This is a genomic window from Vibrio agarilyticus (assembly GCF_012641465.1).
Lineage (GTDB): Bacteria > Pseudomonadota > Gammaproteobacteria > Enterobacterales > Vibrionaceae > Vibrio > Vibrio agarilyticus.
Map to the genome: position 1 here is coordinate 325,864 of NZ_JABAIK010000001.1, position 12,955 is coordinate 338,818.

The following is a 12,955-nucleotide window of genomic DNA, read 5'->3' on the forward strand; positions in this document are numbered from 1 at the left end:
CTAGACGATGTAAAACTTTCCTATATAGCTAAATACGCCCTAACTTGGGAAGAATTTTCCTATATAGCTAAATCACAGGGTGTGAGATATGGATAAAGCGCAGCAATTATTAGCAACATGGGGGCAACGGAACAACAGGCTAGCGCAATTGCGTCAAGTATCGATGGTACTTTGCTAGAGCACATACATGAGTCCCTGTTAATGGCATTCAACAACCCTGTTAACCGACAAAAATTCAAGGGCATGCAGAATAATAATGAGCCATTTAATGGTACGACACCTTTGGAGTACCTAGCTCAGAACCCCGCTAGAGCAACCTCGATTGCTGAACACAATAAATCAATAGGTATGCCTTGGTGAGATTGATGTAATGGGTAATTTTAGTGAAAGCGATATGCTGAGATATCTCAAAGTTACGTTTGAACAAATCATTCTAGCTAGGCTCTAGATAACTATGTCAGTTACCGTGAACTTGATGTATGGTGAGCATCAATTGAAATGTGATTTGTGATTGATATTCTTTATTCAACTTCCCTATATATTTTGGAGCAAAGGGAAAGCTCTAAGTTATGCTTTAATAAACAATAAGTTGAGCATAATAAGCTAGATGGTTATAAAACAACAAATGTGCTAAGTTAGTGGTTATAGATGGAACTAAAATTAAATAGAGGGTTATCAAATGCCAGCATCCTCCCTAGAAGGCTTGGTCACGAAATCAGGTTGGTCTATTAACAAACTACTCAAAAATACATCAGGAAGTGGTGGTAACTTTTGTACTCAATACGAAGCAACATCAGTTGAGGGTAAAACGGGCTTCTTGAAAGCGATGGATTTATCTAAGGCACTCAATTCTGGTTCACTAGAGGCTCTACAGCGTACTGTCAGTGAATACCTGTTTGAACAGGAGATCCTTAATCATTGTCGAGATCAAAATCTGTCTAAAGTCGTCGTCCCCCTCGACTCTGGCTCAATAATCAACCCTAATTTTGGTGCTCCACTAAATCAAGTCTACTATATCATTTTTGATTTCGCCGAGGGTGACTTAAGAAAAGAGTACATCAACAAAGAGATTACTTCTTGGAGCAAAGTATTTCGAGCTTTGCACCACGTAGGTGTTGGTATAAAACAATTACATAATGTCGGTATTGCCCATCAAGATATTAAGCCTTCCAACATACTATGCTTTGCAAATGATGTATCTAAGATTTCTGATTTAGGGCGAGTAACTGATGCACAAGGAAAATCACCCTTTAGCCAACTTATTTTCACTGGCGACCAATCATACGCCCCCATCGAACTTCGCTTCAATGCGACACCTCGCAATGATTTTATTGACCGAAGGCATGGTGATTTACATATGTACGGTAGTTTGATTTACCACATTATCTCGGGAATACAGTTGACCCCCATATTGGTTGAAGAAACCAGAAAACTATTACCTAACACGTCGTTAACGACATATGATGAAGCGCTACCTTTCCTAAAATTAGCTTTTGGAAAGATGATGGACGAATTTCACAAAAAATGTGAGCATGAATTTGGTGAAGAAATTGCCTCAGAAATCTGTGAAGTTGTTAAAGAACTGTGTTATCCAGACTTCAACTTCAGAGGTAATCTAAAATATTCACGGAAGGTTCAAAGGTTATCGCTCGAAAAATACATAAGCAAAATGGCAAGCATTCAAAGAAAACTATATGTCAAAGGAATTTGTTAGCTATGGATGATAATATTATATTAATGGAAGACCGCCAGCTTATTCCTAGATGGCATACTTCAAGGAAAGCGTTCCAATTAAGTTTTCCTAATGCACCACGGGAAATTGTGACTTCAGGTGAAAATGATATTTGGCTAATAAAGGCTATTGATATTTGGAAAGAAAACCCTACTCTCCCTAATGCTATTGATCTATTTGTCAGATTGGTTCAGGATGATCTTAGAGAACATAAACTATATTCAACCTTAAGCAAACAGCTAATTAAATCTTACCAACAGTTACCTGATGTGATTAAAAACCTTGTCTGTCCAAAAGCAGATTATTTAGATACAGCAGAAACCTATGGGTATTCGACTAGCGTAGATAGCATTAGATTGATAATTAAGAAATTAAAAGCACTAGTCGAAAAAAATCCAAGAGATTCTTGGAGCTGGATGGATCTTGGTTTCTATTACTCTATCATTGGTGAAACTGACAAGGCAGAGTACCATGTGTCAGTTGCGAGAAACCTAGATATAAACAATTCTTTTATATCAAGGTCTTATACTCGTCACGCAATCCACTCAGGTGATCCTGAGCTAGCTGAATGGAATCTGCGAAAAAATCCTTTCCTAAAAAGTAATCCAATGCTATTAAGTGCGTATATAGCTTTATGTAGCAGTTATAACATTGGTAGAAATAACGTAAGTGATGGTAGGAAATTGCTTAGTAACTGGAAAGGTGATGCTAGTAGAATATCAGAACTACTGGCCTGTATTGGCACAATTGACATAAAAAATGGTTCTATAAAAAAAGGCAAAAAGTTAGTAAACCAAGCACTAGTCTCACCGTCTGAAAACGTCATATCACACATATCTTGGCTCAATCATAAACACAAGGTTAATATTAAAAACGCGAATCACAATTCTATTTCTTTAGAAAGAAACATTAATGATTTGTATTCAAAAGGTAACTTCAAAGAGTGCAGATCAGAGCTAATGAAAATGTATAACTTCCAGCCATATAGTAGTGCTTCTATTTCAGATGCTGGGTATTTAAGTATTGTTGCTTTGCAAGATATGAATTTCGTGAAACTAATATCAGAGAATAGAGTACCTAAATCACATATGGGATTTAGTGAGCTTAATAACCTAATTGTAGCAAAAATGCTCTCTAATGAACTAGATGATATACATCGAGACATTGAATTACTCAGGAAAAAAGTCGATGCTACAGACGTTCAGACAGTTGCAACTTTTAATGCAACGTGTGGAATGTTATTTTTCTCTATAGGCAACATTGAAACGGGCCAACAGTATTACGATAAATCCATTAGTTTGCTTTCTAAACACAATAATCAACGCTCATTGTGTGTAGCTAATTATTTTTATTCAATGATGCTAAAGGACTGTAACCCAGAAAAGGCTTCATTTGTAAAAAAAGAAGCTGTAAGACTCGGCAAAAAGCTTGGAATGTTGGAAATAAGCTAATATCGCTTAGTCTTACTACCCCTTCAAAATATAGGAATATATCATTAAGCTCCATATATCGAGAGCTATTTTACAACAAGTCTAGACCCTGCTCATTATCGAGAAAGGATTCTAACATATACTGGAGCATTTTCATGCTCCATAAAGAAGTGCGCTGTAGCTAACACACTCAAGATAATGTTCAGTACTAAACGTGTAACCTTCGCCACAACGCACCCCATACCTTTGCGGTTACCTTGAAGTTGACTCTCTTAGCAACTTAGTCAAATAAACCTTTCTCCGACTTACTTTTGTCGGAGACGTTATTGCCTTGGCGAATGCCTGCTCACTGCCCAGCCAATACATATTTTCAGACGCTCTTGTGTTAGCGGTGTATATCCACGACTTATCTATGAGTCGGTGATCTATGATGGGTGCGATTACTGTTGGGAATTGACTTCCTTGAGCTTTGTGCAAAGTGATAGCATACGCGAGTTCTATATCATCCAAGATATCCAACTTGATCTCAACAATTCGCCCTGTATCAATTTTCGCCCTAGCCAAGATACTTTTATTCTCCTTATCGTGGAGTTCAATAATCTTGCCTAAAGTCCCATTCTGTATGTCAATCTCATAGTTGTTTCTTGTAAAGATGATTGGGTCACCCAACCTGAGTCCAATATCTTCAACTCGCCCTTCGGGAGATATGAGCAAAAGTTTTTTTCCATAAGGGTTCGCTATTGCCTGACAAAGTTGGTTAACCTCGCTGGCAATCTTTCTTGTTGGTGATATGACTTGAACATCAGTACTGGCTTTCAACTTGAGATATAAATCAACTATGTCGTTGACGATATTAGCCCTACTGGTTTCGGTGAAGAAAACATTCTTATAATTCAGTTCCTTTGGAACTCTCGAATTCCTGATATCATCTGCATAGTCAGGAATACCCGTTTCAACCTTTTGCCGACGAACAACGTCAAGGTGCGTTCTTGGTAGATCCCCATACTGTATCAACTCCGACAAAACTAGCCCTGCGCCGATAGGCGGTAACTGCTCATCATCTCCTACGAATATGATTCGTGTGCTCTTAGGTAGCTTCATAACTAACTTATAGAGGCTAGGCACATCAACCATAGATGCCTCATCGATCACAAGTAACATTGACTCATGGCTATTGATATCTGCGTCATTCAGCATCAAGAATCTATGTATCGTTTGAGTTTCAACTAGGATGGACTCATGCAATCGCTTTGCTGCCCTACCACTTAGTGCCACCCCGTACACTTTGAAGTCAAGAGCCATATAACTATCGACAATTGCTTTCATTACCGTTGTTTTACCCGTGCCAGCTCCACCTGTTAGGATAAATACGTGATGCTCAAGACTCCGAATTATTGCTTCATTTTGCTTTTCAGTTAACGGGAACTTGAATTGAGCTACTGCATTTTTATAGGCCTCATCAGCTCCAGAGCGCCACCCATTCCCTAAGTTAGCCAAGTAGTTCATACGCTTGGCAATCACGCTCTCCATGATGTACAGGCCAGTATGGTGAATCTGCTGAGTCTTATCGTTGTAATAGATAGCGAGTGAGCTGTGAGCATTTACAAGGCACTCCTCAGCCAAACTTTCATCATCCTCACAGGCCTCCATCACCAAGTGCCACAGCTCGTCAATTTGAGCGACTGTGTGCCCTTCTTTACAGTGCTGATGCATTGCCTTTTCAACTATTGCGTTCATTCTTCTCGGGTCATACAGATCTATTTTGAAAGCTTCAGTTGCTAATGTATCTGTATCTTTAAATGAGACACCAAAGTGCTGTAACAAATAAGGATTTTGTTTTATCTGTTGTACAGCCTCAGACTTGTGGTACTTAAAAAGCTTTTGCTGAACTAATGGCGGAATGCCCATTTTTGCAAAATAGAGAGCATCGTTTAGGTTTTCGTATTTTCGATACCCTTCTGCGAGCTTACTTGCCAGTTGAGGAGTGAATAGGTCACTTATCTCCTTCGTTTCTCCTGTTTCAAGTAACTCAAATAACTTTACCCCAAATGCTTCGAAGACTCTTCGCGCTTTAATCTCTCCAATACCCTCAAAATCTGGCTCCCTAGAAACAAATTGAATAAACTCCTCTACTGTTTCTGGTAGCACCATAACAGCGTCCGGTTGGGTAAAAGAATATTGTGTAAGCTCATAACCACGATGGTTTACAGCCTTCTCGTCCACATTTCCTAACAACTCCCATACCTGACCTGCTCTCGGTTCAGCATTGAGCTTCTTTTCGCTTACTTCTACCGAAGCATAGGATTTAGCTGGTACACGATTTACATAGTCCTCGATTCGCACGAACATCCCATTGAATCTGTACATACCATTTCTCAAACCGTATACAGTTGTGACTCTGACGTAATACCGAGATGACACATTCATAAAATATTACCCATCGTATTGATGACATCTTCCAGCTCGGAATAACGAGCTAGTTTGGCTTTAAGCTCCAATATCTCAGACCTCAACTTGTTATTTTCAGCCTCTAGATGCCTAACTTTAGAAGCACTCTTGTCTCGCTCTTTACTGGGGGATGCTCTAGTGGCGGATGATTTTCCAACCGGACTAGGAAGAATTCCTATACTACGCAGGTAGTTCTCTAGATCTTCTAGGGCTTTGGCAAGGGCAGGGTTTTGTCTAAATGCAGACTTGCCTATATCAGCTTGCTTTGATATCTCACCTCGGTTGAGCTTACCTCGATGAATCATGCTCTTATAATCCGAATCAGACTTAGTGGCCTTCCATATCTCGAACTTGTTCAAGTTTTCTTGAGCTAACTGTTGACCGTTTGCCATTCCTATTCCTTATGTGTTTTTAGCACCGAGCACGCGATACACTGTTTGTCGAGATACACCACACTCTTTGCTAATCTGTGACTTGGGTATACCTGCACTGGCTTTTTGACGGATTACCTGAACTACATCTTGAGATAAAGAGGGGCGACCAATATTTTTTCCCTTTGCTTTTGCTGCTTGCATACCTTCACGCTGCCTAATATTAATCAGCTTTCGCTCAAACTCTGCGAATGCCCCTAGCATTTGCATCGTCAATTTGGCAAAAGGATCTTCTTTAGTTGAAAACTCTAATTTTTCACTTAGAAATATAACCGAAGCGCCTTTATTGTTTACCATATCGATAATGCTTTGAAGGTCGAGGAGGTTCCTAGCTAGCCTGTCAATAGAGTGAACATAAAGCTCGTCGCCTAAACGAAGGTACTCAATGCACTCTGTGAGTACTGGTCTGTTTCGAACAGTCTTAGCAGACATTCTCTCTACAAATAGTTTGTCTACATCAATACCGACTAATTGCCTGTCAATGTTCTGCTCTGCACTGGACACTCGTATGTATCCGACTTTTTGAGTTGTCATAAATGAAATCGCCGAGATATCGTAACAAAAACACTACGCATTTAGTTACAGACTGTCAACAAACAAAAATAGACCTTATGTTACACACAAAAACAGCACCACGGCAGGTGCTGTTTTTGTGTAACTAAAGTGTACCTTTATGGACAGTTTTTCAAGAAAGCCAGCATGCGGAATGATTATTTGTCCTTGAAATAGTCAGGTAGGTTTTCCAGATTGAAAAGCTCACTATCCGTCAGTAAGTCAATGACTTTACCATTCTTAACCACGAAAGAACCTTCCGTGTTTTGCGCTGTTCGAAGCTCAGGTTTTAGTAAATTTTCGATAACTTCAAGAGCCTTACTAAGCTGCGCTTTGTCACTTTCATGCAATTGTTTGATCGTAGCTAATTCAGATTGTGTATATGTTGTGGCCTTAGGTGGAGCAATAGAGGCTATAACACTGTTTCGTTTGTCCTGTGCTTCAACTAACAGCAACCGAATTTCATTCTCTTTCCCATCGACTTCATGCTCGAGTTCATCCACCCGTGAGGTCAGCCTCTCTATATCCAACTTTTGCTGCCTGATCTTTAATTCGAGCCTAACCTTTGCGTCAGGTTTTTCCTTTTTCTTGCCGACAAAGTTATCGATCAGAACCTTATATCGACTACCTGATCTCCTCAATGTAGAACTATCGACAGGCATCCCATACTCCGTCATTTTTTGTGCTACATACTCCGAAAGTTTACGCGAAGATGCGAACGTTGAATTTGATGCTGTTAACTCAACAAGAATTTTCTCAATAAATTCAACCCGCTTCTTCGCAAGAGATTGTTTCCGCTCTATTAAAGTTGCCATAACGCTACCTCTGGTTTCCGGTACTCATCAGAGCCAATATCTCATTATTGGTTAATCCTCGAAGATCAGCCTTCGTTTTTGCCACTGCCACTAAATACTCTATATCAGACAGATCATCAGCAGACTGGCCCACTCGATCTTTAGCCCTAACCTCTATTTTTCTTCTAAGTCTTGATGCTTGCATTTTTAGCTTATCACTATGCAAATGCGGAATCCCCTCCGTTTCCTTTAGTCTTAACATGAGCATTTCTTGCTCACTTGCGCCATGAGCTTTCATTGAATTCAATAGCTGTAAGCCCTCGTCAGACACATAATAGATACCGTTAACATTGGCGTTAGCATCTTCGATCACGTTCTTACGCACTTCCCAATATGATGCTTTGATAACACACTCCATTTTCTCGTTCTCGAGTTCTTTTCTTTCTGTCTCAAGCATTTCAAAGTTATCTAACTTTGTATTTATTGTTTTAATGTCATCACACAAAAGACGAATTGTTGAAGTTATCGCAGGAAGGTTGTTGTTTGTGCACACAGTTAATGGACATGCATGGCAGTTTTTCTCACCAATGCTATTAATAATTTCTTTAGGACATTCTCCACCTGTAGGGCAAATGTGGGTACGGAAATAAGCAATATTGTTGATGTTAGCTCTCCCCAACTCGGTAAGTCCGTTGAGTTGAATTACAGTTTCTCCCATATCGAAATTTACCGATTGAGCGTTATACTTAGCTATTGTCTTACTTGGTGAATCATTCAATTCCTTCTCAAAAGCCTGCTGGTTAATTTCCAGATCACGCACAGATAGTATGGCATTCTGATCGTTTGCCTTAGCATCATCTATGATCATAACAATCTGATTAATCAGTTCCTTTGATGCGCTATCAGGTAAACTTTTTGTATAGAAGTCTACTGTCGCTTCAGACTGACCAGTCAAGTATTTACCAACTACATTCGACCCTAAAATTGGTGCAAAAACACTGACCGTCATAGTTCGCAATGAGTGCGGTGTTACTCGAGTTTTTCTAATGACAGGTGTAAAGGCAACGGCCTTGTGACAATCATGATATGAAACTGAAATATCGCATAGTTTTGTATCAAACTCGCCTAAACTCGTAAGGTAGAGGAACTCATTCACTGAATAGTTAAGTGCAGGGGTAAAGAGTGTTGTAGGCTCAAAACTAACACCATTTCGGGTTAGGAACGCTTCATACTCATTGATGATTTCACTAAAAAAGTGAGGACACGCGGCGTCGTTGTGAAACTTTTTTATTCTAAATAATGGTGAGACATTTCCCCATTTAGAGTCCTCATAACCACCATAAGGAATTTCACCACAAATACTCGGGTTGGACTCCATTGCCCTTTTTTTGATCTTATATACCTTGAGTAAAATCTCCATCGTCTCTTTAGATACCGTGACCGGATACGACTCATTTTTGGCCTTATCGTTTGTCACTATCAACTGTTGGTACGCGCCACCATTGGGAGAATATAAATTGAAGCACTCTCGATCATCCAACCAAATAGCATTTGACCTTCTCAGTCCAGAGTGAAGACCTAAATTCATTAGAGACCATGCGATGTGATTGTGGATATACACGTTCTCATCTTTAGTGCCTAATTTCTTCCTGACCGCATCATTTTTAACCAGCTTTATCTGAGGCATTTGGCTTAGGTTTACTCTTCCTATTTTCATAGGAACGCTACCGTCAATATTGACATTTCGATCTACTACAACATAGTTCCTACAATTTACGCCTGTTTCTATCGCTCTCTGCGACTCCTCTAGAATCTGATTTGTAACCTCTTTACAAAAACTACGTAAACCAAGCCAATATTCTAAACCAAAGACATACTTGGTATTTTTCACATACCTGTTACCCTTTTTTTCCTTAGCCTTTCCTACAAGAGGGTTTCTAAAGTTCTGCACCAACCCCGAATCTAAAGTAGTAAGATAATCAAAAAAATTGCTGATGATTAGCAAAGCATCCCTACCACTGTTGTTACTTTTAGTATCATCTCGGTGTACAGCAGAGGTCATATCATAGACAAACTGTTGAAGCGTTACTGGGTATTGAAAGCCCTCTGTAAATTTGTCGCGATTTTCAATTTCAAATACATTGCTCCGCTGAACGTAAATACTATGCAGCAAATCTTCTGGTCGCTCTGGGTAGGTGAATTTTCCAAAAAAGTCAGTATTAAAGTAAGCGGGTAGATACGAGAATAGGTATTTATTCAGAATACTGAGTCGCATTTTCTTCTGTTTGACTGTTGCAGCTTCATTTGAGGTTGCACGAATATAATCATGTTGCGCAGCTATCCAAAAATTATCATCATTCAGTTGCTCAGGGTAAAATGCTGCATCACTGCCTCCCTTCCCAGACCAGTAGCCATAATCTATAAGGGTTTTTCTATCTCTTGTAGGAACCGTGATCTCTTTGATTCCTTGAACATTTTTACCAACCAAGCTCCATAACTTGCTCGATTTCTCACCGTATACTGCTATATTTGATACTGGCTTTGTAACCCTCTGTATTGCAACTCGCTTATCGATGAACTCATTGTAGATATCGTTTTCATTCATAAGTTCTGCGCGAACTAGAAAGTCAATCGCAGGGCTGATATTGTAACCGGCTGGGCTGTTGTTATGATGCTTCATTAAATCGTCATGATAACTGAGCAAAACATCCACGGTTATTTCATTTGCGTCTGTAATTCCATGAGCCACAATAATGTCCGCTAGTCGCTTGAAAGACTGATTGAGCTTATCTGTTGACAAGTTTTCCAATTGAATATACTTCGCATACCATTTTTTGAATGATGGTACTTGTATGCACGAGACGTTGGTTTCAAATCGCTTCGTTGTCGCACCAAGCCAGAAATCACTGGCCAGCGGTGGGATAAATTGGCTCATAGCTGTAGTGCTAATACGTATCGCAGCATTTGCTGATTTAGGGTGGGAACCTACCATTGGGTTCAATGCAACAAGTTTTTGCAAAGCAAGATAAGACACAAAGAGGCGCATATTGTGCATGCGATTGAAGATGTCATTCGGTCTAATCTTATTGGATGATGGTACCAGTTTGTCCAACACAGGAAGATATTTTTCTTTAGTATCGCCACGAACCTCCATTTTCAGCAGAGTTTCCATTTCCACCAAAAAATCCTTAATTTCATCAAGTTGCATTTGGGATATTTTAATTAAGGTAGCAATACAATCATCACTTCCATCGTCAGCACCTTTAAATTTTCGTTTGTATGAAGCAGGAAAGGCACTATCGCAACTCTCCTTTAATTTAATGCTAAAGGAGTCAACAATCGTTCTGAAACTGTCTGTTGTGAAGTTATCGTTGAAGATCATAATTTTTTACTCTGCTTTTCGATCATAGTGAACTTGTTGGTAGGCCTACCCTCGTAAAAAGCGGTTTCATGCTCCATCAATGCTTTGTTTGTTTCTTCAATCTTTTGCGCCATTTTCGCAAAGCTTTCCTTGGAATATTTTTTAGTGCTCTTGAATTCAGAGTGGCGCATATAGTACTGAATCTCCTGATCTGAATAACCCTGACCGCCTTCAGGACGCGGAGCAAAGTTGCGCATAAAGACCGCATAGAAGTGACGCATTGAGTGAGTTCCAAGCTCGTCGAAAATCTCGTCTGTCAAACCCGCTCTTGTAAGATTACGATTCCAAGCCTCACTGATGGTGCTCTCTTTTGAATGAAAATATGGAGGGTAAACCATTTCTTCAGTGAGTTTATTTTTGACTCCACGCGACTGTAAAAAGAGATATTCAGAACCCGATTCCGGGCGCTCATTTTCCAAATAAAGTGTTAACTCTTCAAAAAATAGAGTCTTAAACGGCTCAATCAAGTGAACTGAGTAATGGTCAATGGATTTACCTGCTACATTAGTGTAACTAATTGACTCTAAATAACTGATTGTACCTTTGTCGTGTAGCTTGACGCGTTCTTTTACTACGTCAACATCTTGAAACCTGATAGAAGCAGCCTCAGAGATGCGCAATCCACCTCCAAAACAAAGTGCATATATGGCTCTATCACGATGGGTTTTGACATTGATATAGAATTGCCCAACGCATTCAAGGGGAAAGAACTTATCGTGTTCTGCTTTTGGTGTGGGTGGAAGTTTAAAAAAGTTCTTAATCATTGTGACCTTTGCACCACCAGATATACAAGATGCCATGTAAGACCTTTCAACTAAGGTAGCGCGTTCTCTGTATGATAAGTGCCTGACTTTTCCAAGCTCTTGACCAACAGCAGTTAATCCTTGTTCTACATCTATTAACCCATCCACATTGCGCTGGCGTTGCAAACTATGCTCAAGGGCATTTGACGCGGACACGAAATCACACAAACTAGATATCATGCGACTGACAGAAGCTCTTTTTAGAGGACTAGAGTCTAAGTTCTCAGCACATATTCTTGCTAAAGGGTTTTTAGAGTGCTTCCCATCAAGTAGAAATGAGGTGTACCCAGCAAAAATTAACGTCAATGTACTTCTGAGTTCATGACTTGCTGCTATGGCGGGGTTGTCACTGACTGCGTTGTTGTAGTCTTCTGAATGCATCACTATCGATGCCTCGATAAAGTAGTCATAAAATTTAGCAAGATCAGAAGCCTTAGCTTTAACTGTATTGTATGGTTGGCTACTCAAAATCATTGCATTTATATGCTCTTCAAGCTCAACAATCCTTCCTGTGTTATTCGATCTGTATGAATAAAACACCACGCCGTCTGAATCTCTTAACTCTCTCTTGGCTAGATTTTTTGTTTTTCTAGGCATAAGTCCATTGCACCAATAATTAACCTAAGTAACTATATATAAACTAGCAGTAGTTTCATTTTGGTGCAATGAAATAGGGAAACAAGGATTCATTGGCTTTTTAGTTTTTAAATGATGGGAAATTTTCTAGCAGGCATACGAAAAAAGCCAGTATCTAAACTAATAGATACTGGCTCTTCGAAAGTGGCACGCCCTGTAGGATTCGAACCTACGACCACATCCTTCATCACACTATAGCTTTCGCTACCACCTATAGAGGCTTTGTGCGCTGGACTATCCCTTTACCATAGCTTTTAAAGCTTTAGGTAGACGCCGTCTAGTCTCTACACCTTCCCAGTATTACTGGGCTTGGCTCGGGATTGCCAACTCGTAAAAGTAAGGTTTCCCCGAATTTGACGTCTTACACTCTTATCGTTTCCAAAAAGAGGCCCAACCTGAATGCTAGTATAAACTAGCCAATTAGAAGGGACGTGCTCTATCCAGCTGAGCTAAGGGCGCATTATTTAGTTTTTAAACTATAACTAGTTAAAAAACGAAATTCAAATTATTTTTTCGTTTGGCCTTCATTGCACCAAACGTGTTATCACGACCGCTTTGCAAACTTGCCAGTTCATTACACCAGAATTAACCTAATATAAGAACCTGTGACCACATGCTTAGAAGGCACGTGCTCTATCCAACTGAGCTAAGGGCGCGCAGTAGTGTGGGATTATACGAGTTCACATATTCAAATCAATCGCTTTTACC

8 protein-coding genes are annotated in these 12,955 nt (G+C 39.7%); 2 read left to right on the forward strand and 6 right to left on the reverse strand.

What is annotated here, in order from left to right:
- Nucleotides 1-679: 679 nt before the first annotated feature.
- A complete protein-coding gene (locus HGP28_RS01400) occupies nt 680-1,714 on the forward strand; it encodes a protein kinase domain-containing protein (protein WP_168834640.1) in 1,035 nt (344 codons plus the stop codon).
- Between the two features lie 2 nt (nt 1,715-1,716).
- Nucleotides 1,717-3,183 (forward strand): tetratricopeptide repeat protein, encoded by a 1,467-nt coding sequence (locus HGP28_RS01405; protein ID WP_168834641.1) that lies wholly within the window; start codon nt 1,717-1,719, stop codon nt 3,181-3,183.
- A 231-nt stretch (nt 3,184-3,414) separates the two neighbouring features.
- On the opposite strand, the gene HGP28_RS01410 is transcribed toward HGP28_RS01405, so the two are convergent.
- From HGP28_RS01410 to HGP28_RS01435, 6 genes are all read right to left on the reverse strand, one after another.
- Nucleotides 3,415-5,529, reverse strand: coding sequence for an AAA family ATPase (locus HGP28_RS01410; RefSeq protein ID WP_246225497.1), 2,115 nt, complete (start codon nt 5,527-5,529; stop codon nt 3,415-3,417).
- Between the two features lie 56 nt (nt 5,530-5,585).
- On the reverse strand, nt 5,586-6,002 hold the full coding sequence (locus HGP28_RS01415) for a VPA1267 family protein (RefSeq protein WP_168834643.1): 417 nt from the start codon (nt 6,000-6,002) through the stop codon (nt 5,586-5,588).
- Nucleotides 6,003-6,011: 9 nt separating this feature from the next.
- On the reverse strand, nt 6,012-6,575 hold the full coding sequence (locus tag HGP28_RS01420) for a recombinase family protein (RefSeq protein ID WP_168834644.1): 564 nt from the start codon (nt 6,573-6,575) through the stop codon (nt 6,012-6,014).
- Between the two features lie 176 nt (nt 6,576-6,751).
- Complete coding sequence (locus HGP28_RS19155) at nt 6,752-7,408, reverse strand: hypothetical protein (RefSeq protein ID WP_246225498.1); 657 nt, start codon at nt 7,406-7,408, stop codon at nt 6,752-6,754.
- Between the two features lie 4 nt (nt 7,409-7,412).
- Nucleotides 7,413-10,769, reverse strand: coding sequence for a hypothetical protein (locus HGP28_RS01430; protein ID WP_168834645.1), 3,357 nt, complete (start codon nt 10,767-10,769; stop codon nt 7,413-7,415).
- The gene (locus HGP28_RS01435; RefSeq protein ID WP_168834646.1) at nt 10,766-12,208 is read right to left on the reverse strand and encodes a site-specific integrase; all 1,443 of its coding nucleotides are present in this window, start codon (nt 12,206-12,208) and stop codon (nt 10,766-10,768) included. The genes HGP28_RS01430 and HGP28_RS01435 overlap by 4 nt, the downstream gene beginning before the upstream one ends.
- Nucleotides 12,209-12,955 lie beyond the last annotated feature (747 nt).